The 23,635-nt window shown below is 71.6% G+C and carries 15 protein-coding genes, 2 tRNA genes and 2 pseudogenes; 7 read left to right on the forward strand and 12 right to left on the reverse strand.

Translation table 11 applies throughout. The features are described from left to right. Positions 1-16 precede the first annotated feature (16 nt). Both HUT18_RS07890 and HUT18_RS07895 read left to right on the forward strand, forming a co-directional pair. On the forward strand, positions 17-2,011 hold the full coding sequence (locus HUT18_RS07890; protein WP_176099054.1) for a serine/threonine-protein kinase: 1,995 nt from the start codon (positions 17-19) through the stop codon (positions 2,009-2,011). Between the two features lie 145 nt (positions 2,012-2,156). Continuing rightward, the gene (locus HUT18_RS07895) at positions 2,157-2,930 is read left to right on the forward strand and encodes an FHA domain-containing protein (RefSeq protein ID WP_176099056.1); all 774 of its coding nucleotides are present in this window, start codon (positions 2,157-2,159) and stop codon (positions 2,928-2,930) included. Between the two features lie 95 nt (positions 2,931-3,025). On the opposite strand, the gene HUT18_RS07900 is transcribed toward HUT18_RS07895, so the two are convergent. The 8 genes from HUT18_RS07900 to HUT18_RS07935 form a co-directional block, all read right to left on the reverse strand. Beyond that, positions 3,026-4,105, reverse strand: a complete 1,080-nt coding sequence (locus tag HUT18_RS07900) for a methyltransferase (protein ID WP_176099058.1) — start codon at positions 4,103-4,105, stop codon at positions 3,026-3,028. 368 nt (positions 4,106-4,473) lie between these two features. Beyond that, entirely contained in the window at positions 4,474-6,348 is a 1,875-nt protein-coding gene (locus HUT18_RS07905; protein ID WP_176099060.1) for a serine/threonine-protein kinase, read from the reverse strand. 242 nt (positions 6,349-6,590) lie between these two features. Further along, positions 6,591-8,729: a hypothetical protein gene (locus tag HUT18_RS07910; RefSeq protein WP_176099062.1), complete on the reverse strand. Its 2,139-nt coding sequence runs from the start codon at positions 8,727-8,729 to the stop codon at positions 6,591-6,593. A 280-nt stretch (positions 8,730-9,009) separates the two neighbouring features. Further along, positions 9,010-10,122: a DUF6114 domain-containing protein gene (locus HUT18_RS07915; protein ID WP_176099064.1), complete on the reverse strand. Its 1,113-nt coding sequence runs from the start codon at positions 10,120-10,122 to the stop codon at positions 9,010-9,012. Then, complete coding sequence (locus tag HUT18_RS07920; RefSeq protein WP_176099065.1) at positions 10,113-10,751, reverse strand: DUF6230 family protein; 639 nt, start codon at positions 10,749-10,751, stop codon at positions 10,113-10,115. Before HUT18_RS07920 ends, HUT18_RS07915 begins: the two co-directional genes overlap by 10 nt. 289 nt (positions 10,752-11,040) lie before the next feature. After that, positions 11,041-11,676, reverse strand: a complete 636-nt coding sequence (locus tag HUT18_RS07925; protein ID WP_176099067.1) for a DUF6230 family protein — start codon at positions 11,674-11,676, stop codon at positions 11,041-11,043. 388 nt (positions 11,677-12,064) lie between these two features. Continuing rightward, positions 12,065-12,137, reverse strand: a tRNA-Asn gene (locus tag HUT18_RS07930). A gap of 1 nt (position 12,138) precedes the next feature. Beyond that, a tRNA-Asn gene (locus tag HUT18_RS07935) sits at positions 12,139-12,214 on the reverse strand. Between the two features lie 145 nt (positions 12,215-12,359). Between HUT18_RS07935 and HUT18_RS07940 the strand changes: the two genes are divergently transcribed. The 4 genes from HUT18_RS07940 (at position 12,360) to HUT18_RS07955 (ending at position 18,334) form a co-directional block, all read left to right on the forward strand. Continuing rightward, positions 12,360-12,662 carry a YtxH domain-containing protein gene (locus tag HUT18_RS07940; protein WP_176104357.1) on the forward strand — a complete coding sequence of 101 codons (303 nt, stop codon included), beginning with the start codon at positions 12,360-12,362 and terminating at the stop codon, positions 12,660-12,662. Positions 12,663-12,902: 240 nt separating this feature from the next. Continuing rightward, positions 12,903-14,348, forward strand: a complete 1,446-nt coding sequence (locus HUT18_RS07945) for an FGGY family carbohydrate kinase (protein ID WP_176099069.1) — start codon at positions 12,903-12,905, stop codon at positions 14,346-14,348. 315 nt (positions 14,349-14,663) lie between these two features. Continuing rightward, complete coding sequence (locus HUT18_RS07950; protein WP_176099070.1) at positions 14,664-16,400, forward strand: ABC transporter ATP-binding protein; 1,737 nt, start codon at positions 14,664-14,666, stop codon at positions 16,398-16,400. Beyond that, the gene (locus HUT18_RS07955; RefSeq protein WP_176099072.1) at positions 16,400-18,334 is read left to right on the forward strand and encodes an ABC transporter ATP-binding protein; all 1,935 of its coding nucleotides are present in this window, start codon (positions 16,400-16,402) and stop codon (positions 18,332-18,334) included. Before HUT18_RS07950 ends, HUT18_RS07955 begins: the two co-directional genes overlap by 1 nt. 134 nt (positions 18,335-18,468) lie before the next feature. On the opposite strand, the gene HUT18_RS07960 is transcribed toward HUT18_RS07955, so the two are convergent. Beyond that, a complete protein-coding gene (locus HUT18_RS07960) occupies positions 18,469-19,338 on the reverse strand; it encodes an alpha/beta fold hydrolase (RefSeq protein WP_176099074.1) in 870 nt (289 codons plus the stop codon). Positions 19,339-19,526: 188 nt separating this feature from the next. Here HUT18_RS07960 and HUT18_RS07965 point away from each other — a divergent pair. Further along, positions 19,527-19,811: pseudogene (locus HUT18_RS07965) on the forward strand (dTDP-4-dehydrorhamnose reductase); the annotation flags it as partial. A 116-nt stretch (positions 19,812-19,927) separates the two neighbouring features. On the opposite strand, the gene HUT18_RS07970 reads toward HUT18_RS07965, so the two are convergent. The 3 genes and pseudogenes from HUT18_RS07970 to HUT18_RS07980 form a co-directional block, all read right to left on the reverse strand. Then, positions 19,928-21,310 carry a lipase family protein gene (locus HUT18_RS07970; RefSeq protein WP_368661509.1) on the reverse strand — a complete coding sequence of 461 codons (1,383 nt, stop codon included), beginning with the start codon at positions 21,308-21,310 and terminating at the stop codon, positions 19,928-19,930. 172 nt (positions 21,311-21,482) lie between these two features. Further along, a complete protein-coding gene (locus tag HUT18_RS07975; RefSeq protein ID WP_254878945.1) occupies positions 21,483-21,908 on the reverse strand; it encodes a hypothetical protein in 426 nt (141 codons plus the stop codon). A 297-nt stretch (positions 21,909-22,205) separates the two neighbouring features. Further along, a pseudogene (locus tag HUT18_RS07980) lies at positions 22,206-23,488 on the reverse strand (RNA polymerase sigma factor). Between the last annotated feature and the right edge of the window lie 147 nt (positions 23,489-23,635).

A 23,635-nucleotide genomic window follows, 5' to 3' on the forward strand; every position in this document is an offset into this window, starting at 1 on the left:
GTTGAGGGGAGACGGGGTGCGCATCGGCACAGTGGTCAACGGGCGGTATCGCCTGGTGCGAGGGCCACTGCAGGGTGGAATGGGCGAGGTGTGGCTCGCCGAGGACGAGGACCTGAGCAGGCCCGTCGTCCTGAAACGGGTACTTGCGGCCGACGCGGGCCAGGAGCGGATCGACCGGCTGCGCGCCGAGGGCCGGGCGCTGGCCCGGTTCAGTCATCCGCATGTGGTGACGCTGTTCACCGTCGAGGAGATCCGCACCGGCAGACGGACGACCTCGTGGCTCGTCATGGAATACGTGGCCGGGGGCAGCCTGGACCACCGGCCGCCGCTGAACCCGGAGCGGGTGGCCAGGATCGGTGTCCAGATCGCCGACGCGCTGGCCGCCCTGCACGCCGAGGGCATCGTGCACGGCGACGTGAAGCCGGGCAATGTCGTGGTCACACCGGACGGTCTGGCCAAGCTGGCCGACTTCGGGGCCGCGTACCGCGTCGGCGGACGCGAGACCATCACCCAGAACGGCGCGGTCAGTTACACCCCCGACTTCGCCTCGCCCGAGATGGTCGCCGGACAGCCGCAGCGCGCCTCGGACGTCTTCTCACTCGGGGCGATGCTGTACTACCTGGTCACCGGACTGCCGCCACGGCCCGGCGCGCGGCGGGGCGTTGACCCCTTCGTCGCCGAACAGCAGGCCGCCCGGGGCGAGACGGCGCTGGACGCCGACTGCGGGATACTGGCCGAGGTCCTGCCCTCGATGCTCGCCCGTGACCCCGACGAGCGCCCGGCCGCCCACGAGGTACGCGCCCGGCTGGAGCAAGTCGCCGGTGCGCAGGGGCCGTTGCCCCCGGCCGACACCGGCGAGGAGGACATGACCCGTACCGCGCCGGGCGCGGGGCGCGCGGCAGCAGCGGGTGGGGCCGGTGGCGCAGCGGGCGGCACGAGCAACGGCCTTGCGGGCGGCGGGCGTTGGGCGGCGGCCACCGGCTCCGTCCGGCGGCGGCCCGCGCTCTACGGGACGCTGGCGGGGGTCGTCGTCCTCGCGGTCGTCGGCACGCTCTGGCTGACGTCGCTCGGCGGTGGGGACAACGAGGCCTTGGACGGTGACGACCCGAAGTCCGGGCCGAGTGCGTCCACGTCGAGCCCGCCGCGTACGCATCCGCGCGGCTCCGTGTTCGGCGATCACCGCAGTGCCGACCCCTGCGCGCTGACCGAGCCCGCGGCGCTCGCCGAGTACGGCGAGAGCGAACGCGACCGGGACTACGGCAACTTCGACCGCTGTGACGTCCTGGTGGACACCGGCACGGGCGATCCGGTCGACGTCGAGGTCAACCTCGACTTCGGCGGACACTCCGAACTGGCCGCCCCCGCACGGACGGTGGGCGGCATCGGCATCGTGACGGACGAACCCGAGAGCGACGAGTGCGGCCGTACGCTGCTGCCGCCCGACAAGGACGTGACCGTCGTCGTGCGGGCGAAGCAGGACGACGCGGGCGACGGGGGCGGGGCGTCGCTGTGCACGATCGCCGACACCGCCGCCGACAGCGCGGCCGAGGTCCTGGACCGGGGGCCGCTCCCCCGCCGCTCGCCCCCGCTCACCGCGGCCTCGCTCGCGCAGCGGGACGCCTGCACGCTGCTCACCGCCCAGGCCCTGGAGATCGTGCCCGGCATCGACGCCAGGGACCCCGACATCGGCTACGGGAACTGGGACTGCGAGTGGGCGAGCACCACCAACGGGCTCTGGATCGAGCTGCGTTTCGACCGGGGCCCGGCACCCTCGGCCGAGGACGGGACGCCCACCCGGATCGGTGGCCGGGACGCGGTCGTCGAACCCGAGGGCGAGGGCGAGGAGACCTGCCGGGTGCGCGTCGTCCACCGTTCCTACCGTGACGACCACGGCGAGAGTGCGGTGGAGACCGTGAACCTCACCGTGGGCGGCGAGGACGACCCGGCACGGCTGCGGCAACTGGCCACCGAGCTCGCGCACTCCGCCGTCGGCGAGCTCAACAATCGCTAGGACGATTGGAGTTGGGGCCGGGGAGGTACTTCTCGCCTTGCCCCGGGCCCGGGTTGGGGAGGGGTCCCGTACCTACGGTGCATGCTGGTGGCGGGGCTGTCGCGGCCCCGCCCGGCACCGCCGGACGATCCCGAGGAGGCGTGCCTTGTTCAGCTCCGAAAGCCTTGCGCGCGGCGTGGCCGTGGCCGCGCCCGGAACGCTCCACGCGCGCACGGTGTCGGGCGGTCTCGAGGTCCCGCCGCAGCCCGGAGCCGTGCTGCGGTTCGGGCGCGGGGAACGGCCGCAGGTCGACCTCGGCGTCGGCGAGGACGACCTGAGGGTGAGCCGCCGCCACGGCGAACTCACGTACCGCAAACGCCGTTGGTGGCTGCGCAACACCGGACAGCAGCTGGTCCGGCTGCCGGGCGGCCAGTTGATGCACGCCAGCACGGACCCGGTGCCGCTCGCGACCGGCTACACACCCGTCTTCGTCAAGGGCTCGGGCCACCGGGAGCACCTGGTCGAGCTGTACGTCACCGGCCACGACCACCCCGGCCGCGTCTCCCGGCGGCAAGCCGACACCATGCCGCCCAAGCGCTGGCCGCTGGACCCGAACGAACGCCTGCTCCTGGTCGTCCTCGGGCAGCGCTATCTGCTGTACGAGAAGGACCCGCGCCCGCTGACGTACCAACGCGCCGCCGAGCAGCTCTGCTACCTGCGGCCGGACGGCAATTGGGGCGAGCGCAGGATCGAGTACCGCGTCGAGGCGGTGCGCCGCCGCCTCAGCGACGGCTTCCCGTACCCCCTGCTGCACGACAAGGAAGCCGGACGTCCCTCGGACAACAGCCTGCTGCACAACCTGCTCAGGGGGCTGGTGGAGTCGACGACGCTGGTGCCGCCGGACCTGGATCTGATGGAGACGGAGGAGCAGCCGGGCTGACGGGGGTCCGGGGAGTGGAGCCGGGAAGCCGGCCGGCCCGGGGCGAGTGTCGCCCCGGGCCGGTCGGTTCGCGCTTGCCTTGCGGGACGACCCGCTCAGCCGGCAGGTGCCGCCTCGACGAGCGTGAGAGCGAACTCCGGCTGGCCGAGCGGGGTGAAGGTCGGGTCGGCGAAGCCCGCCGCCCGGAACAGCTCGGTCAGGTCCTGCTCGGTGCGCTCCTTGCCGTCGAGCAGCAGCAGCATCTGCAGGTCGGTCAGGTAGAGGTTCGCGGGACTCTGCGGACCGGACAGGGCGGGCAGCACGGGGTCGGCGAGCAGCAGCCGTCCGTTCGACGGGATGACCGAGCGGATGTTCCGCAGGATCTGGACGCACTGTTCGTCGGTCCAGTCGTGCAGCACGTTCTTCATCAGGTACAGGTCGCCGCCCTCGGGCGCCGAGCTGAAGAAGTCGCCCACCACCGCGGAGGCACGGTCGGCGATGCCCGCGTACTCGAAGGTCTGCGCCGTCTGGGCCAGGCCCCGCTCCGAGTCGTACACCACGCCCCGCAGCGAGGGGTGCTGGCTCAGTACACCGGCCAGCAGGGTGCCGTCGCCGCCGCCGATGTCGACCAGACAGGAGTACTTGCCGAAGTCGAAGCTGCCCGGCAGGAGCTGCGCCACCGTGTACGTGAACCCGGCCATCGTGGCGTTGAAGCGGGCGGACAGCTCCGGCTCCTTCGCCAGGTACGAGAAGAAGTCCGTGCCGAACATGGCGTCGAAGGACCGCTTTCCGCTGCGGACGCTCTCGTCCAGGGTGTCCCAGGCCTGGGTCATCACCGGGTCGCTGTACATCCGCACGAACTCGCTCATCGAGTCCGGGCGGCCGGTGGAGAGCAGGGCGCCCTGCACGGTCGTCGCGAACAGGTCGGGCTCGTTCTCGGTGAACAGGCCGAGCGCGGCGAGCGCCCGCAGCAGCCGCCGCGTCGCCTCGGGGTCGGTGTTCAGGTCCCCGGCGATGTCCGCCACGGTGCGGGCGCCCCCACCGATCGCGTCCACCAGGCCGAGCTTCACGGCGGCATGGACGGCCCGTGAGGCCGCGGGCGCGATCATGATCTGGGACAGCCACTTGCGCCCCGCTTCCTCGCCCGCGGCGTCGAAGCCACCCTCGGCAGGCCCGGTCTGCGTCGGTGCACTCATCAGTTCATCCCCGTTTCGCTCAGTGGTTCGGCCGCACTCCGCCTCGCAGACCAACTGGCCTGCCAGGTACGGCGGTTGCGCACCGGAAGGCTCACCCATGCCAAAGCAATGGTCAAGCGCCTTTTCTGGCTGGGAATTGACGGTGGCCGATCTCCGTGGGGCAGGAATGACGGGTTCCGCACCGATCCGGAGGCGCAAGCGGAAGCGGGAACCGCCGCACGAAACGCGACCGCCGCCGGGGCGTCCGGCGGCGGTCGGGGCGGTTGTCCGAAGAACGGACGGCGGTCACCTGCTCCGTGGGCGGAATGCCAAACGGAACGGTCGGGCGGGCGGTGTGCGGGGCGGCCGAACCGGCCCGCGCGGCGCGCCTATTCCGTCTCTTTTGGCTCCTCCGCGTTGCGCCACAGCGTGAGGTCGAGCTTCACGTAGTCGCTGGGGTCGCTGGCACCCGACTTGCCGCGGTAGGTCACCACGGCGACATGTCCGGCATCGCTGAGCACACACATCTGGGAGCCGTCGCTGAGCTGGTCGAGGCTGATCTCCTCGGTGTAGCGGGTCTCCGCGCGGCAGGTCTCCAGGGAACCCTGCTGCGAGTTGTTCAGGAGCACCAACTTGCCGTTGTTGCTGCCCACTTCGGACTCGCTGAGACTGCTGGAGTCGCCGTCGTAGTAGAAGTCGCCGCCGTCGTACATCACTCCGCCGCCCGAACCCTCGATCGGCGAGCGCGGGTTGTCGGCGAACATCAGGTAGTAGCCATCGACCAGGTCGACGCCCGTGTACGAGACGGGCTTGGGGTCCGGCCGCTTGCCGCCCGAGTCGTCACCGGTGCCGCCGTCCGAGGAGCCGGCACCCGCCGACGACCCCGAACCCTGCGAACTGCTGCTGCTGGGACCGGCGTTGGACTCGGACTTGTCCTTCTCGTCGTCGGGGACCAGGGCGCCGATGACGCCCAGTACGACCAGGACACCGACGATCGCCGCGACGGCGATCAGTCCGCTCTTCTTCTTGCGCGGCGGCGGGGGCGCTCCCCAGGGCCGCGGTCCGCCGCCGGAAGGCAGCGGGGTGGGCTGGTAACCGCCGCCGCCCGGGGGCGGGGTGTGGTAGCCGGGAGCCGGAGTGGGCGCCGGGGTGTGGAAGCCGGGCGGCGGGACCGAACCGGGCGCGGGCTGGGCGCCCTGGGTCGGCGCGGCCGCCGGGCCGAAGCCACCCGGCGCGGCGGGCGCCTGGGGGCCGGTCGGGGCGTACGGACCCGCCGGGGTGCCCTGGGTCGGCGGCGGGGAGTACTCGGTGGGCGTGGGCGCCGCGCCGGGCATCGGCGGCGGCGTCTTGGCCGGGGCGGGCAGTTGCAGCCGCTCGGTGATGGAACCGGCCACCGCCCGCGGCAGCCAGTCCTCGCCCTGCCGCAGCGGGGTCGGCGAGAGCGACTGGCACAGCTCGATGACCTCGTTCAGCGCCGGACGGTCGGCGGGGTCACGGCTGAGACAGCGGGTCACCAGCGGCCTCAACTCCTCGGGCAGCCTGCTGAGATCGGGCTCCTCGTGCACGATCCGGTACAGGACCGCGTGCGAGGGCCCGTCGCCGTAGGCGGGTGCGCCGATCGCCGCGTAGGCCGCGATCTGGCCGAGCGCGAAGATGTCGGTGGCCGGGGTGACCGTGCCGGTGGCGGCCTGTTCGGGCGCCATGAAGGAGGGGGTGCCGACCGTGACACCGTTGCCGGTCAGGGCGGTGGCGTCGGCGGCGCGGGCGATACCGAAGTCGATGACGCGCGGTCCGTCGGAGGCCAGCAGGACGTTCGCGGGCTTGAGGTCGCGGTGCACGATGCCCGCCCCGTGGATGACACTCAGCGCTTCCGCGACCCCGACGGTCAGCAGCAGCACACTGCGTACCGGCAGCGCGCCGTGCGCCGCGACCGCGTGCGCGAGGGACGGCCCGGGTACGTAGGCGGTGGCCAGCCAGGGCTGGGAGCCCTCGGTGTCGCAGTCGATGACGGGCGCGGTGTACAGACCCTGCACCCGCTGCGCCGCCTGCACCTCCTGCTGGAAGCGACGGCGGAACTCGGGGTCCTCGCTGAACTCCGGACGGATCACCTTCAGCGCGATCGGGCGGCCGCCCGGCGTGTAGGTGAGATACACCTTGCCCATACCGCCCGCGCCGAGCACCGCGGCCAGTCGGTATCCGCCGACCACGGCCGGGTCGTCCTCCTGCAGTGGCTGGAAATGCTCGGCAGATGGTGCGCTGCTCATCCGGAAACCGTCCCCTGTTCACGGCAGTTCAGACCCTGCCGATACCCCGAAGTCAACGGGGAGCGTATCCGACTCGGGACAGGCCTCTTCCCGCCCGCAGGCAACAATCCCGCCACAGCGGAGGGCGAGTCGACGAATGCGTTCCCAGGTGTCCGTATTGTCCGGACCTGCGGGGCCCGGACAAGCGGGAGTTGGGGCCCGGGAGTTGGGGCCAGGGGGCTCGGGCTCGGCGATCCGGGTGGCTACGGCAGGGACTGGTGCAGGTTCGGGATGTTCAGGTCCTCCGCCTGCAACAGCTGGTTGTGGGCGATGACATCGGTGAAGAAGAGCGGGATCGGCAGGGTCAGGCCGGGCGGCAGCGGCGGGGGCATGTCCGGCGTGAAGGTGACCGGCAGCAGGCCGAGCAGATTGCCGCTGAGCATCTGCGTGAGCAGGACCACCGGCTCGCCGGTCGCCGTGGAGGTGGTTCCCTCGCCCGCCGTACGCAGCGTGCCGAGGCAGTCCGGGTACGGGTTGGGGCTGTCCTGCGGTACCCGGCCGATGCCCGGCAGCCCGATGTCGAGCAGCGGCAGCCGCAGCCCGGGCAGACCACGGAAGTCCGGCGGCCGCGGCTCCTCGAAGTCCCGCTGCCCGGGGCACTTCGCGCCGAGCAGCGCCGCGTCCTGCTGAAGATCGGCGATGTCCAGCCGGAACGCCGTGAACGCCAGCACCCGCTTCGGCCCGGCCGCCGTGTCCACCTCCCGGATCCCCCGGTAGGTCAGACCCGTCAGTACGAGCAACGGCGTACGCACCGCCGCCGGCCACACCGCGAGCCGCTCGGGCAGCTGCGCCCCACCGAGCCCACCGGAGCCGAGCCCCAGCGACACGTCCGGCAGACACCACGGCGACCTGTCCCCGCTGTTGGCGCCCGGCCCCAGCCGCAGGTTGAGCGGCAGCAGCGAGGACAGCGTCCGCATGCCGCCGTCGAGGGGGAGTTGGGGGAGGGGGAGGGCCAGGCGGGAGGGCGGACGCTTGCGGGGGTGGTTGGGGTCGTCGGGGTCGCCGGGCTTGTGGGGTGAGTTGTCGGGGTGGTTCGGGTCGTGGGGGTTGCGGTGGTCGTGGGGGTTGCGGTCGTCGTCGTGGGCGCGGGTGTTGTCGTCGCGGGCGTCCCGGTCGCGGTCGCGGGGGTTGTGGTCGCGAGGGTCGTGGTCGGGCCGGGTGTTGTCGAGGCGGTCGGACCGGTGGTCCGAGTTGGGGCCGTGGTTCGCGCCGTCTTCGTGGCCGGGGCCCGGGCCTCCGTCCGGCGGAGGTGTCTGCCCCTGCCGTGCGCCGGGACGGTCGTCGGTGCCGTGTCCGTGCTCCCCCGGCCCCTGTTCCCCTTGCTGTCCTTGTTCCCCTCGTTGTCCTTGTTCCCCTTGCCCGGGCTCGCCCTGTTGGTGCGGCCCTGGTCCGTGTTGCTCCGGACCCCGGCCGCCGCCACCCGGGCCTTCCGAACCTGATCCGGGACCGCCGCCGGACATCGAGTCCCGTACCAAGTCCCGTGCGGCGCCCTGGTGTTCGATGCCCGAGTAGCCGGAGCGCGGGCGACGAGGAGCGTTCTCGTCGCGTCCGCCGAGCCCGAGCAGGCCGGTCACCTTGCGCAGGAGGCCCTTCTTGCGCGGCGGTTCCGAGGGGCCGCTGCCGGACTGCGGCCCGCCCTCGTGTGAACCGGCGACGGGCGATCCTGCGTCGGGCGGTCCTCCGTCGGGCGCCGGGGACGACGGCCCGTGATCCGGGTCCCTCGGCCCCGGCAGGGAGGTCCGGTTGCCCTCCTTCTTGGCGGAAAGGCCGAGGTCGAGGCCCACCTCGTTACGGGGGTTCGGCGGGCGGGCACCGTCCTTGTCCGCGCCGTCACGGTCCCGCTCCCCTCCCCCGTCTTCCCCCTCGCCCTTCCCCGGCTTGCCCTTGCCCTTGCCTTTTCCCTTGCCCTCGTCCTTTTCCTTCTCTTCCTTCCCCTTGCCGTCGCGGTCCTCGTGGCCGTCCGCCGCGCCCTCGTCGCCGGGCTGTCCCAGCCTCACGCCGAGCCCCTTGCCGTAGGCCGCGCCCCCGGTCGCGCGGCGCAGCCCGTCGAGCAGCGAACACACCGACCGCGCCTGGTCCTCGACCGCGTCGGCCAACGGCAACGCCCCCTGGTGCAGGCCCTGTTGGGCCGCACTCTCGGCTCGTCCCGGCGCCGCCGCGGTGGGCACGTGCACGCCGGTGGCCAGCAGCGCCCCCGCGGGCAGCACGCTGAGCGCACCCAGTCGCGTACGCGGGAACCGGGCCTGCGCACCACGCCGCGCACCGTTCCCGCGAGACCCGCCGGAGTTCTGCCGCACGGAGTCCTGCCGCACGAAGTTCTGCCCGACGGAGTCCTCCCGCACAGAGCCCTGCCGCACGGCCTGCGGCTCGACGTCCAGCCCCGGCCCGGCACCCCTCAAAGCGGCACCCGACCCCGCCGCGACACTCTGCTCCCCGGCGGTGCTCCGGTGCGTGTCGCCCCCGGCACCGGCGGTCCGCCGGCCGGGACTCTCTCCCGCACCGGCCGCCCCGGGCCCACGACCTCTTCCCACCGTCGCCTCTCCTCCGCTCTGCCGACCGGCCCGGTCCTGCGCTGCCCGGCCGGGCGAACTCCCGTACTGTGCCGTGCCCTTCCGCGCAACCTCAGTGCGCGTCGGGTGCGGCGCGTTCCGTCCTGCGAAGTGGCCCCTCCGCCGTGGCCGGGCGCTTCGCGCGGCCGCCGCCGAGGGCCGCGCGCGACGCCGCGCGTCTGCCCTTCGTGCGGCCGCCCGTACGGGAGACCGCGGGCTCTCCCGTACGCGAGGTGGCCGGGCGGGAGGCGGGGGCGGTCCGCTGTGCGGGCTGTGGGTCCGCCGTGATCACCGGCATCTCCAGCGTCGAGTCGAGTTCCCCGGTGCCGCCCGATCCTCCGGACGTCGCCGGACCACCCGGGCGGGGCCCCTCGCCGGGACCGGAGCCCGGCCCGTCACTGCCACCGCCGCTGTCACCGCCGCCGCCCGACGGACCCTGGTCGCCACCGGAGGAGGAGCCGCCGCCCTGTTCCCCGGCAGAGGAACCGCCGCCCTGCTCGACGGCGGACGAACCCCCGTCCCCCGCCCCGGGTTTGGTGTCCGTGAGGGTCCAGCCCCCGCGGCCGTTCCACCGGCGCCGGTCACGGGTCTCGCGCGGCGGGCGCTGGTCGTCGGGCAGCCAACTGACCGCCATGGCCCCGCCGAGTACGCCGAGCATGAAGCCGATCAGGAAGCCGCCGAGGTTCGAGAGGATCAGCGAGGCCACGGCGAAGACCAGGGCGGCGATGCCCGCGAAGACGCGGTAGCCGGGCGCCAGCCACATGGCGAGTCCGAGGATCACCAGGAACACGCCCATCAGCAGGCCGGAGACCCCGGCCACGCCCTCGTGGATGAGCAGTCCGAGCGGCGCCATCGGAATGGACAGCAGCACCACACCCGAGGCCGCGGTCCACAGGCCCGCCCAGAACGGCCGGGTGCGCCGCCAGTATCGGAAGCCACGGCCGGTCCGCGGTGGCGGCGCCCAGTTGCCCTCACCCGAACCGTCCCCGGAGGCCTCCCCGTCGGGACCGTTTCCATCACCGGGACCGTTCTCGTCGCCGTTCGCGGTTCCGTCACCGTTCACGGTTCCGTCGCCGATCACGTCCGCGTTCCCGTCGCCGCTCGCGTCCCCGTCCCGCGGCCCCTGCTCGTCTCCCGGGCCCTCGCCGTCGCCCGCGCCCCGCCGCCGTCCACGCCTCAGAAGCACGAGTGGTCGCCCCTCTTCACCGTCAGATGGAGGCCGGGCAGCCGGAACGTCGCCGCGCTGATCGACCGGGTCTCCTGGCGGAGCCTCATGATCTGGACCGTGTCCGACTGCTGCGCGAATCCGCCCGAGGGCCCGGTGACGCCCGGGACCTGGTTGACGGTGGAGGCGTCGCGGCCGATCTGGATGTTGGTGAACGAGGCGTCGCCCTTGAGGTCGTGCACATTGGCCACGAGCCGGTCGACGTGCACGGGCCTGGCCCCCCTGCCCGCCGTGAGCCGCAGCGTGACGTCCCCGATGATCGGCACGCTCTGCACCACGGACTGGCAGATGTTCCTCAGATCGGCGGTTCTGATCGCGGTCAACGCCTCCGGGTAGACGGCGTCCTTGCCCCGGTCCAGGACGCCGAACTGCTCGAAGCCCCGGCCCTTGAGACTGTCCGCGGAGACCTGAAAGCTCTTGCCGGACACCGTGAAGGAGTTGGCGGAGACGCCGAAGGAGGCGGCGAGGGCGCCGGTGGACATCGTGGCGAGGATGCCGCCCGAGACCGCGAGTGTCGGCACCATGACGACCGCGAGCCGCAGCCATCTCGTACGGCCCGGTGCAGGGGCCCTGTCCTGACCGCTGATCATCTGTGTCTTCCCTCTGTGAGGTCTGCCGGTGCCACAGCCGGGGGTCGGAGGCGATCCGGGGCCGGCGGGTCCCGATCCGACGTCGACCGCGTGCCCTACTACGCGAGCACTCATCAGGCAAACGGAACATACGACTACACAGCGGCGGATCAGGGGATGGGGGCGGCCCCTCGGTCGGAATTGGACCCGTTCAGTCCAGCCCGGTACGGAGGAACCGCACGGCGGCACCGCACGGCGAAGCCCGGGCTCCCTCAGGGGCCCGGGCCTGGCAGGGGCGGCGCGCGCAAGGTCAGTAGCAGGAGTGGTCGCCGCGCTTGACGGTCAGATGGAGGCCGGTGAGCTTGAACTGGTCGGCCCGTACCCCGATCGCGTTCTGGCGCAGGTTCTGGATGGTGACCCGGTCGCCTTCCTGCCCGAAGGAGCCGTCGGGGGCCTCGCGCATGCGCTTCGAGGTGTTGGCGTCCTTGCCGATCTCGATGTTGCGGAACTCGGCGTCTCCCTCGAGGGAGTTGGTACGGATGACGAGTCCCTTCACATGCACCGGCCGGTCCCCGCGTCCCGCCCTGATGAGCGTGGTCACCTTGCCGATCCCCGGCAGGTCGGCCACGGTCGACTGGCACAGGTCCTTGATGTCGCCGTCGTCGATCCGGGTCACCCCGGACGCCTTGTCGCCGCGTGCGGTCTCGTCGACGTCCACGTACTGCGCGAAGCCCTTGCCCTTGAGGCTGTCCGCGGAGATCTTCAGCTCCTGTCCGGACAGGGCGAGCGACTGTGTGGTCACCGAGAGGGAGGCAGGCACCACTCCGGAGCCGATACCGGCGAGGAGGATGCCGGACACCACAGCGACCGGGATCGCCACGAAGGCGAGACGCTTCCAGCTGGTGCGGCCGGTGCCACCGGTGGATCGGGCCTCGGGCTCCTTCACCGCGGCTCACCTCTTCTCCGGGCGCGGCGCCGGACGAGGCGCCTGGACATCCCCCGCGAGTACGCAACGGGCGGGGAACCAGTGCCTCCATAGGAACTCTCCCCGCCGGAAACAGCAACCGATGCACGGCCCCGCTCCCCGCCCACGACCAGGGAAACCCGCTGCTCACGGGCGTGCACCAAGCGCGTACGAACGGGCCTGTGTACGGGCTGCCGCTCGGCCGCTCAAGGCGAGCCCGCTCTCGCGTCAACACGGCGACGACGGAACACCTCGCACGGGCGACAGCTCGCGGCGGCCCCACGTCCGCAGGGGCGCGGCGGCCGGGAGGCGCGCGCTCGACGAAACCCGTACAACGAAAAAGGACCCCCTCGGGGGTCCTCTCCGGCAGCTCCCCCGACTGGACTCGAACCAGTAACCTGCCGGTTAACAGCCGGCTGCTCTGCCAATTGAGCTACGGAGGATTGGCTCCCCCGACTGGACTCGAACCAGTAACCTGCCGGTTAACAGCCGGCTGCTCTGCCAATTGAGCTACGGAGGATTGCCTCGTTGCGTCGAACGCACCTGCCTGCGTGAATTCCGGGCGGCGGACGTTCGCTGCGACACATACATTAGCGCAAGCAGGGGGGTGCTTTGCCAATCGGTATCCCCCGCGACCGACGACCTCGCAAGGAAGGGTGGCAGCCATGCGCTACCGGCTCACGTTCATTGCCGGACTGGCCCTGGGTTACGTGCTCGGGACCCGGGCCGGACGCGAGCGCTACGAGCAGCTGAAGAAGTCGGCTCGCGAGATCGCGGAGAACCCTGCGGTCCGCAATGCCGCGGAGACCGCCGCACAGCAGGGCCGTACCGCCGCGCACAAGGCCTTCGACTCGGCGTACGAGCGGGTCGGCGACCACGTACCGGCCTCCGTACAGGGCCGCGTCCGCTCCCTGCGCGAACGCACCCGGCACAACGGCCACGACGACTGGGGCACCAGCAACACCTGAGGCGGACATCCTGAGGCGGACGTGCGGACAGTGGTCCGCGGACCGTGAACCTCGGTCCGCGGACCACTGATCGCCTCCTGCAGGATGCGGATCTCCCTCCGGCCGGACGCGGATCTCCCTCCCGGCGGTACCCGGTCCGCTCGCCCGCGGACCCTTCCGGCCTCAGCGGCCGGACCCCCGCCCGAGCCCCCGGACGTACTCCGCGCGCAGCCCCGGGGTGGAGTGCGGCAGAATTCCCGCATGGGGATAGTCGCCGGGCTGGACAGTTCGCCCGATTACACACGCATCGTCGTCTGTGACTCCGAGACGGGGGCCGTACTGCGGCAGGGTCATGCCGCGCACCCGCTCGACAGCGGCGAGGGCGGCCGCCCGGCCGACGTGGACCCGCAGAGCTGGCTGCTCTCCCTGGGCGAGGCGGCGGGCGGCGGGCTCCTCGAGAAGGTGCAGGCCATCGGGGTCTCGGCGCAGCAGAACGCGCTGGTCCCGCTGGACGCCCAGGGGTCCACCGTGCGCCCGGCGCTCACCGGCAACGACAAGCGCGCCCAGGTGGCCGCCGCCGAACTGGTCGACGCCCTCGGCGGACGCGAGGCCTGGACGCAGGCCGTCGGCTGTGTGCCGCAGGCCGCGCATCCGGTGACGAAGCTGCGCTGGCTGGCCCGCAACGAACCCGAGGCGGCTCGGCGCACCGCGACGCTGCTCCAGGCACACGACTGGCTGGTCTGGCAGTTGCTCGGCCGTCCAGGTCGCCGCACCACCGACCGCGGCGGCGCCTCCGCCACCGGCTACTGGTCCGCGGCGAGCGGCAGTTACCGCCCCGACCTGGTCGAACTGGCCCTCGGTCACCAGGCCGCGCTGCCCGAGGTGATCGGCCCCGGCGAGGCGGCCGGGACCACGCCCGAGGGGCTGCTGATCTCCGCGGGCACCGGCGAGACCATGGCGGCGGCGCTCGGACTCGGGGTCGGACAGGGCGACGCGGTCGTCTCGCTCGGCGCCTCCGGCTCGGTGATGGCCGTGCACGACGAGCCGTTGACCGACGCGGGCGGCATGATCACCTCGCTCGCGGACGCCACCGGCGGCCAACTGCCGGTCGTGCACACGCTCAACGCGGTGCGCACCCTGCGCGGCACCGCCGAACTGCTCGGCATCGGTCTGGAGGAGCTGTCGCAGCTCGCGCTGAAGTCGACGCCGGGCGCGCACGGCCTGGTGCTGCTGCCGTACCTGGAAGGTGAGCGCACTCCCCATCTGCCGCACACCGCAGGCACGTTGACCGGTCTGCGCCGTGAGTCGATGAAGCCGGAGCACCTGGCACGGGCGGCCTTCGAGGGCATGTTGTGCGGGCTCGCCGACGCGCTCGGGGTGCTGCGCGGGCGCGGGGTCCAGGTGCGCCGGGTGTTCCTGCTCGGCGCCGCGGCCGACCTGCCCGCGGTGCAGGCGCTCGCGCCCGCCCTGTTCGGCGCCCAGGTCCTCGTACCGCAGCCCGGCGACTACGCCGCGATCGGCGCCGCCCGGCAGGCCGCCTGGGCGCTCGGTGTCTCGCGGGGGTCCCAGGACCCGGCCGCGCCACCCGCCTGGCAGGGCGCCCCCGCCCAGGTCTTCGAGCCGGGCGAGGAACTGCCGGTGGGCCAGGCGGTGCGCCAGCAGTACGAATCCGTACGGGACGAGATGCACCCGGGGGCCTTCGGCTGAGTCCGGGACCTTCGGCTGAGTCCGGGGGTCTTCTACTGAGGACGGGCGGCCCGCCACCCCACACGCACACGTGACGAGCCACCGTCTCCTCACTCGTTCATGGCCGCAACCCGTTCATGGCCGCATCTTGAACCGCTCTTGGCTTATTCGGTTGAAGCAAGGCCCCCTCGATGACGGAGGATGGGCTTGGTGCCCGGCGCGGGCCGGAGCGAGGACCCTCGCCCGCGAACCGGCCGCCGTTCCGTCACGACCTCCGCGGGCACCGGCATCCCGTCGCCCGCCAGCCAGCCACCCTCCAGAGCCGAGAGACCGCGCGTGCTCATACGACTTCTGCGGGCCCACCTGGGCCCGTACCGCAAACCCATCGCCCTGCTCGTGGCGCTGCAGTTCCTGCAGACGTGCGCCACCCTCTACCTGCCCACCGTGAACGCGGACATCATCGACAACGGTGTCGTCGAGGGGGACACGGGTTACATCCTGTCCTTCGGCGCGCTGATGATCGCCGTCACGGTCGTACAGATGATCTGCAACATCGGGGCCGTCTGGTACGGCGCCCGTACGGCCTCCGCGATCGGGCGGGACATCCGCGCCGCCGTCTTCGCGCGGGTGCAGTCCTTCTCCGCCCGGGAACTCGGCGCGTTCGGGGCACCCTCGCTGATCACCCGGACCACCAACGACGTTCAGCAGGTCCAGATGCTGGTCCTGATGTCGTTCACGCTGATGGTCTCCGCGCCGATCATGTGTGTCGGCGGCATCGTGATGGCCCTCGGCCTGGACGTACCGCTCTCCTCCGTCCTGCTCGCCGTGGTGCCGGTGCTCGGCCTCGGCGTCTTTCTGATCGTGCGCAAGCTGCGGCCGCTGTACCGCGGCATGCAGGAGCGGCTCGACACGGTGAACCGGGTGCTGCGCGAGCAGATCACCGGCAACCGTGTCATCCGCGCCTTCGTCCGCGACGACTACGAGAAGCAGCGTTTCCACGGCGTCAGTTCGGACCTGACCGAGGTCTCGCTCGGCGCCGGACGGCTGATGGCACTGATGTTCCCGCTCGTGATGACGGTCGTGAACATCTCCTCCATCGCCGTGGTCTGGTTCGGGGCGCACCGCATCGACGAGGGCGCGATGGAGATCGGCGCGCTCACGGCCTTCCTCGCGTATCTGATGCAGATCGTGATGGCCGTGATGATGGCCACCTTCATGTTCATGATGGTGCCGCGCGCGGAGGTCTGCGCCGAGCGCATCGAGGAGGTGCTCGGCACCGAGAGCAGCGTGGTGCCGCCCACCGACGGCGTACGGGAACTGCCCGCGGCCGCCGGCCTGGAGATCCGCGGCGGGGGCTTCCGCTACCCGGGCGCCGAGGAGCCCGTGCTGAGGGCCGTCGACCTGTTCGCGGGGGCCGGTGAGACGGTGGCAGTGATCGGCTCGACCGGCAGCGGCAAGTCGACCCTGCTCGGCCTGGTCCCCCGGCTCTTCGACGCCACCGAGGGCGAGGTCCTGGTGAGCGGCGTCGACGTACGCGAGATCGACCCGCGCACGCTGGCCCGTACGGTCGGCCTCGTCCCGCAGAAGCCGTATCTCTTCGCCGGAACCGTGGCGAGCAATCTGCGCTACGGCAACCCGGAGGCCACCGACGAGGAGCTGTGGCAGGCCCTGGAGGTCGCGCAGGCACGGGAGTTCGTGGAGCAGAAGCTGGAGGGCGGCCTCAACGCACCGATCGCGCAGGGCGGCACGAACGTCTCCGGCGGTCAGCGGCAGCGGCTCGCGATCGCGCGGACGCTGGTGCAGCGGCCGCGCATCTACCTCTTCGACGACTCCTTCTCCGCCCTCGACTACGCCACCGACGCGGCGCTGCGCCGGGCGATGAGCCGGGAGACGGCCGAGGCGACCGTGGTGATCGTGGCGCAGCGGGTGTCCACCATCCGCGACGCCGACCGGATCGTGGTCCTCGACGAGGGCCGTGTGGTGGGCACCGGACGCCACCACCAGCTCATGGAGAGCAACGAGACCTACCGGGAGATCGTCCTCTCCCAGCTCACGGAAGCGGAGGCGGCCTGATGGCGGGACCTGCGGGACGGATGATGGCCGGTGGCGGGCCCGACCAGCGGTCCATGGACTTCAAGGGCTCCGGCAAGCGGCTGCTCGGGCAGTTCCGTTCGGAGCGGCTCGTGGTCATCGCGATGCTGGTGGCCACGGTGCTCAGCGTCGCGCTGTCCGTGGTCGGCCCGAAGATCCTGGGCGAGGCCACCGACCTGGTCTTCGCGGGCATCGTCGGGGACGGGATGGACTCCGGACTGACCCGCGAGCAGGCGATCGACGAGGCCCGCGAGCGCGGTGACGGCGGCGTCGCCGACATGCTCTCCGGGATGGACTTCACCCCCGGCGAGGGCGTCGACTTCGGTGACGTGGGCGCCGTACTGCTGCTCGCGCTCCTGGTCTTCCTCGGCGCCGGACTGCTGATGGCCGTCGCCACCCGCCTCGCCAACCGGGCCATCAACAACGTGGTGTTCCGGATGCGCGGCGACGTACAGGCCAAGCTGTCCCGGCTGCCGCTGTCGTACTTCGACAAGCGGCAGCGCGGCGAGGTGCTCAGCCGGGCCACCAACGACCTGGACAACCTCGGCCAGACGCTGTCGCAGACACTGGGCCAGCTCATCAACTCGCTGCTGACCATCGTCGGCGTCCTGGTGGTGATGTTCTGGATCTCGCCGCTGCTCGCTCTGGTGGCGCTCGTGACGGTGCCGCTGTCGCTGATGGTGGCGACCAGGGTCGGCAAGCGTTCCCAGCCGCACTTCGTGCAGCAGTGGCGCACCACCGGTGTGCTCAACGCGCACGTCGAGGAGATGTACTCGGGCCACACCCTGGTCAAGGTCTTCGGCCGCCAGGACGAGTCGGCCAAGCGCTTCACCGAACAGAACGACGAGCTCTACGAGGCCTCGTTCCGGGCGCAGTTCAACAGTGGTGTGATGCAGCCGCTGATGCTGTTCGTCTCCAACCTCAACTATGTGCTCGTCGCGGTGGTCGGCGGTCTGCGGGTCGCCTCCGGCGCGCTGTCGATCGGCGACGTCCAGGCGTTCATCCAGTACTCGCGGCAGTTCTCGATGCCGCTCACCCAGGTCGCCTCGATGGCCAACATGGTGCAGTCCGGGGTGGCCTCGGCCGAGCGCGTCTTCGAGCTCCTGGACGCCGAGGAGCAGAGCGCCGACCCCACCGGCAAGGCCGCCGTGCGCCCCGAAGTACCGCTCGGCAAGGTGGAGTTCGCGAGTGTCCGGTTCCGTTACGAGCCGGACAGGCCGCTGATCGAGGACCTGTCGCTGACCGTGGAGCCGGGCCACACCGTGGCCATCGTCGGCCCCACGGGCGCGGGCAAGACCACCCTGGTCAACCTGCTCATGCGCTTCTACGAGGTGACCGGCGGCCGGATAACCCTGGACGGCGCCGACATCGCCCGGATGAGCCGCGACGAGCTGCGCTCCGGCATCGGCATGGTGCTCCAGGACACCTGGCTGTTCGGCGGCACCATCGCCGAGAACATCGCCTACGGTGCCCAGCGCGAGGTGAGCCGCGAGGAGATCGAGGCGGCCGCGCGGGCGGCACACGCGGACCGCTTCATCCGCACCCTACCCGAGGGCTACGACACCGTCATCGACGACGAGGGCACCGGAGTCAGCGCGGGCGAGAAGCAACTCCTCACCATCGCACGGGCGTTCCTGTCGGATCCGGTGATCCTCGTCCTGGACGAGGCCACCAGCTCCGTGGACACCCGTACCGAGGTGCTGATCCAGAAGGCGATGGCCCGCCTCTCGGACGGGCGCACCTCCTTCGTGATCGCCCACCGGCTCTCCACGATCCGCGACGCCGACACCATCCTGGTGATGGAGGACGGCGACATCGTGGAACAGGGCACCCACACCGAACTCCTCGCCGCCGACGGCGCCTACGCGCGCCTGTACGCGGCACAGTTCGCGCAGGCGGTGGCCGAGGTGGACTAGCAAATCGAGTCCGGCGAGGGCCCGTTGTGGGCCTGCCGGTCAACGGGGCCGCTGCGGACGGGAGTTCGCGGCGGCCCCGTCGTATGCGCACGTATCGATGTCTGCGGACGTATCGATGTATACGTGCGTATCGATTACGAACCCGCGAGCGGCCCCTGGAGCGTGGCGAGTTCGGCCAGGACCCGGGCCGCCGGTGCCGGGTGGACGAGCCACTTCAGGTGGCTGCCCTCCAGCGTGCGGACGTCGTACGGGTTGTCCGGGGTCAGTGCGTCGCCCTCGCGGATCAGCCGGTCCTGGAGGGCGAGCGGCAGGCTGGTGTCGTCGGCCAGGCGTACGTAGGTCCTGGGGACGCGGCCCCAGGTCGCGGCCTGCGCGCGGTCGGCGGAGGTGCCGACGTCCAGGTTCTCGTCGGGCTGGAAGGTGTTCAGGAAGGTCAGGAACTCCTCGTCGGTGCCGTCGGCCAGGAAGGCCGCCTTGAACGCGGCGAGGGCGGCCGGGTCGGCGGTACGGAAGTTGACGCGCAGCAGGCCGAGTTCGGCCGGGTTTCCGGCCAGCGCGAGGGCGAGGGAGGCGGCGTCGACCGTGGCCATCTCCGGCTCGGCGTAGTAGTCGTTGACGTCGAGGTCGACCGGGCACCAGGCCGAGACGTAGACGAGGCGGTCGATCAGGTCCGGCCGGGCGTTGGCGGCCGCGGTGGCCGTGACGCCGCCCCGGCTGTGCGAGACGAGGATCACCGGCCCGTTCGCCTTGGCCCGCTCCAGAACCCCGATCAGGTGCGCGGCGTTGTCGGCGAGCGTGACGCCCTTGATGGAGCCGGGCACCGCGGCCAGCTCCTCGGGGTTCTGCGGCGCCTGGTAGCCGTACGCGTAGGTCGCGGCGAACCCGTGCCCCGGCAGGTCGACGGCGACCGAACGGTGCCCGAGAAGCCCGAGTTCGGCCTGGAGCGGCGCGAACGAGAAGGAGTTCGCGAAGGCTCCGTGAACCAGTACGAAGGTCGGCTGCATCTGTTCCTCTTCACTTTCCCGCGCCGGAGTTCCGGGCGCGGTGCACGAGCACGGCGGCAAGTTCCGTGCGCGTACGGGGAGTTCCACGGGCGGCACAGGGCCGTTGTCCGCTATCGAACGTTCACCCTACTCAACGAAGATCATCCGAACTGGGCGGGCGGGCTCTCGCCCGGTTGGCCCCCGCGCAGCGCCCGGTGCATGTGGCCGACTTGGCCGCGGCTCTCCTGGAACTTGCCTCGGGTGAGGCGAGCGGAATCCGTCATCTCGGGGGAACCGACGCCTTGAGCCGTCACGAACTCGGCATCCTCATCGCCCGGCGCGACGGGCTCGACAGCTCCCGTCTGCCCGCGGGCCTGCGGGCGGACAGCGCACTGCCGGGAGCACTCGACGTACGCCTCGACAGCCGCGCGACCCAGCGCACCCTGCGCACCGCACTGCGCGGCGGCCGCCAGTTCCTCGCCCCTGCGGCCTGAACGCCACGCCCGGACCCAGGCGGCTTACGGCCTGCCCCGCCCCTCCCGCCCGTCACACGGGCGGGAAAGCGGGGCGGAGCAGGAACAGGTGTCGGTCGCCGATCGCCGGTCGCCCGTCAGGCCCCCGGAGTCGTCGGCTTCTCCGGTTCCAGGGAGTTGCCCGCCGGGATGCGGCCGCAGTCGGAGGGGGCGGGCTTGCCCGCGAAGCGGTCGTTGAGCCAGTTGAGGGTGGTGGGCAGCCAGGGCAGCGTGGCGCCGAAGTGGCTCAGCAGATTGTGCTGGTCGTAGGAGATCGCGTTGTTGCCGGTGGCGCAGTACTGGCGGGCCAGCGCACGGACGTCGCCCGCGACCATGACGCCGTCGCCGGTGCCGACGCCGGGCGGGTTGTTGAAGGTGCCCTCCAGGACTCCGGCGTTGCCCTGGGCGATGTAGCCGGGGATCGTCGGGGTGCCCGCCGAGCCGAGGTTGACCTTGTTGACCGCGGTGAGGAACTCCGGGATCGAGTTGGGGTCGGCGTACTCGGGCTTGGTCATCTTCTTCCAGGTCAGCCCGGGGTACTGACCGAGGACGTTGATGATCGAGGCGCGCTCCAGCTTCTTGTACACCTCCAGGCCGTACGCGTTCAGGTAGGGCTTGAGGTCGATCTCGTAGGAGCGGGCGACGCCGATGACGGCCATCGGGATGATGCCGGCCCAGACCTTGCTGCCGTCCACGTACTTGAGGTTGTGCGCCGGGGCGACGAGCACACCGCCCTCGGCGAAGCCGACCAGCTTCTTGTTGACGTCGGGGGCGTACTCGGGGGCCATCGCCGCCGCCCAGTTGGTGGCGATGGCGCCACCGGAGTAGCCCGCGAGACCGAAGCGCGTGTCGGAGTTCATGCCGGTCGCCGAGGACCGGGTGACGGCGCGGATCGAGTCGAGGGTGTTGGTCCCGTACTCGGGTCCGGCCGCGAAGTGGGCGTCCTGCCCTTCGGTGTCCGGGATGACGAGGTTGTAGCCCTGGAGCAGGGCGGGCGTCAGGAGCAGGGACTCGACGTCGGCGATCAGGCCGCCGAGGCTGACGTCTCCGGCGATCGAGCGGGAGGGCCCGTGCTCGGGGTCCAGGGAGTCGTAGAAGGACTGGTACGACAGGGCCTTGCTGCTGTCGCCCTTGATACTGCGCACGACCGAGGTCACGTTGGCGGCCGGGCGGCCCTTGGCGTCCGTGGTCCGGTACAGCAGCTGGACCGCCTTCACCGGCGTGGGGATGCCGATGACGTGGTAGGTCAGCGTCCGCGTCTTCAGTACGTCGCCGGGCGCGTACGAGGACAGCGGCTTGGCGCCGTCGTAGGTGTAGAACGGGTCCTTCGCCGCGACCGCGGAGGGCGCGGAGCCCGGTGCCGCCGCGGTGGGCGCGGCCAGGGCGGCCGGGGCGGCGGCCAGGGTCAGCGAGGCGACGACCGCCGTCGCCAGCAGGCGCACGGACCCCTTGGGCAGGGCTTTGGGCATGGGTGTGGACACAACTCCCCCTGGGCTCGTGAAATCAATCACAGAAGCAAGCGCCAGCGAAGTTACCCCTAGGTAACACCCCCGTACAGAGGCTTGACAGAAGTTCACGGCATGCGTGCACACGACTGCACTCGGTCACGGCAGGGCTGTAACCAGGTACAACGAGGCGCCGGGAAGTTGTGGGTCAGGCACGATGAGGCGCCGGAACGCCTTCGCTCTCGCCCTCGCCCCTGTCGCGGCCATCGCCGCCGTCGGTGTCGCTGACGCCGTCGCTGTCACCGTCGCCGTCGCCGTCGCCGTCGCCGTCGCCGAGGAGGCCGAGCAGAACCGCGGCCTCGGCGCGCAGCCGCTCCGCGCGATCGGCGTGTGCGGGCGCGGTCAACTGCGCGGCGGCGTCCAGCCGTTCGGCCGCCTCGGCGCGCACGATGCCGACGACGTCCCGCTCGCTCAACTCCCGCCGCACCGCCTCGGTGGCACCGGCCCCGACCGGCGACGCCTCCAGCGCCGAGGCTCCAGGCCCGGCCTCACCCACGGGCACCGCCTCCGCGTTGTCCAGGGCGCCGAGCGTCGCCCGCAGGGCACTCACCGCGGCCTTGTCGCGGGCACGCATCGCTTCGGGCAGGGCTTGACGGAGACGCTCACGCAGGGACATGCGGGGACTTTATCGGCACATCGAAAAGCTCCCAACTCGGCCCGGATCATGGCAACTTCACCGACGGGCTCGGCGGTGAAGACGGTCTGTCGTACTGCGGATCTTCTACGGCGAACTGCCCCAATGAGGCGTATATGGGTTCGAGTGGCGGTTGGTGCGGGAGCGCTTTCGCTGCTGTCGAGTGCGGCATGTACGAGCAGAAGGGCGAGGCGGACGAGAGCTGGTTCGCCTCCGAGTGCCCTCGGCCGACCGCGCTCAGTCCAGATAGCCGCGCAGTTGCTCCGCGAAGGCATGGTCCCGCAGCCTGCTCAAGGTCTTCGACTCGATCTGGCGGATGCGTTCGCGGGTCACCCCGAAGAGACGGCCGATCTCCTCCAGGGTGCGGGGTCTTCCGTCGTCGAGTCCGTAGCGGAGCTGGACGACCTTGCGTTCGCGTTCGCCGAGGGTGGACAGGACCGCGTCGAGGTGTTCGCGCAGCAGCAGGAAGGCGGCCGACTCGACCGGGGAGGCGGCGTCGCCGTCCTCGATGAGATCGCCGAGGGCGACGTCGTCCTCCTCGCCGACCGGGGCGTGCAGCGAGACCGGTTCCTGGGCGAGGCGCAGCACCTCGCTCACCCGCTCGGGCGGGAGGCCGAGCTGGTCGCCGACCTCCTGCGGGGTGGGCTCGTAGCCACGCTCCTGGAGCAGGCGGCGCTGGGCGCGGATGACACGGTTGATGAGTTCGACGACGTGCACCGGGACCCGGATGGTGCGGGCCTGGTCGGCGAGGGCGCGGGACATCGCCTGGCGGATCCACCAGGTCGCGTACGTGGAGAACTTGTAGCCGCGCGCGTAGTCGAACTTCTCCACCGCCCTGATCAGGCCGAGGTTGCCCTCCTGGACCAGGTCGAGCATGGTCAGGCCGCGTCCTACGTAGCGCTTTGCCACCGAGACGACCAGCCGCAGATTCGCCTCGATCAGCCTCCGCTTGGCCATCCGGCCCATCACGACGAGGCGGTCCAGGTCATGCGCGAGCGAGGAGTCGAGGTCCTTGGCGCCCAGGAGTTTCTCCTCGGCGAACAGGCCCGCCTCGACCCGGCGGGCGAGTTCCACTTCCTCGGCCGCCGTGAGCAGCGGTATCCGCCCTATCTCGCGCAGGTACTGGCGGAACAGGTCCGAGGAGGGCCCGGCGCTCTCGGTGCGGGAGCGTGCGGGTGGTTCCGGTTCGGGTGCCTCCGGCTGCTCCTCCTCCACGGACGTCTCGGGGGCCGGCGGGTTCTCGGGGTGGCCCACCGCGTGCCGCTGCACCGGTACCGAGGGCAGCGCCCCGGTCTCCGGATCGACGAGCGCGGCAGGCGCGATGGGTTCCGACTGGCTCAGCATCCGGGTCTGCACGAGGGCGACCTCCAGGAAAATCGCGGCAGGGGCGGGCGGTGGGCCACGCCGGTCTCGGAACGCCCTGCGGCCTCGCCGCTGGTCGTTCCGGACGCGATGAGCGGATTCGCGGGTGTTACCGGCCCCTTGGGACCGGCCCGGCCGCGCTCCGAGGACTCAGGCACCGCCCCCCAGTGTGGGGTACGACACATATCCGCCACGAGGGGCGTGCGGTGACTTTTTGAATCCGTCCCGTGACAGCGCGCTCATACGTGCGAAGTTTTCGGCCCCAGGAGTGGGGGAAACCGGCCGCCGAGCGTCGCGTGGCGCGC

Origin of the sequence: Streptomyces sp. NA04227 (assembly GCF_013364195.1) — a bacterium.
GTDB lineage: Bacteria > Actinomycetota > Actinomycetes > Streptomycetales > Streptomycetaceae > Streptomyces.

Excerpts from the sequence above, each read along its gene's own strand:
- HUT18_RS07900 (WP_176099058.1), bottom strand. The coding sequence starts at position 4,105 with ATGAGTGCACCGACGCAGACCGGGCCTGCCGAGGGTGGCTTCGACGCC.
- HUT18_RS07905 (WP_176099060.1), bottom strand. The coding sequence starts at position 6,348 with ATGAGCAGCGCACCATCTGCCGAGCATTTCCAGCCACTGCAGGAGGAC.
- HUT18_RS07920 (WP_176099065.1), bottom strand. The coding sequence starts at position 10,751 with ATGATCAGCGGTCAGGACAGGGCCCCTGCACCGGGCCGTACGAGATGG.
- HUT18_RS07940 (WP_176104357.1), top strand. The coding sequence starts at position 12,360 with ATGCGCTACCGGCTCACGTTCATTGCCGGACTGGCCCTGGGTTACGTG.
- HUT18_RS07945 (WP_176099069.1), top strand. The coding sequence starts at position 12,903 with ATGGGGATAGTCGCCGGGCTGGACAGTTCGCCCGATTACACACGCATC.
- HUT18_RS07955 (WP_176099072.1), top strand. The coding sequence starts at position 16,400 with ATGGCGGGACCTGCGGGACGGATGATGGCCGGTGGCGGGCCCGACCAG.
- HUT18_RS07960 (WP_176099074.1), bottom strand. The coding sequence starts at position 19,338 with ATGCAGCCGACCTTCGTACTGGTTCACGGAGCCTTCGCGAACTCCTTC.
- HUT18_RS07975 (WP_254878945.1), bottom strand. The coding sequence starts at position 21,908 with ATGCGTGCCCGCGACAAGGCCGCGGTGAGTGCCCTGCGGGCGACGCTC.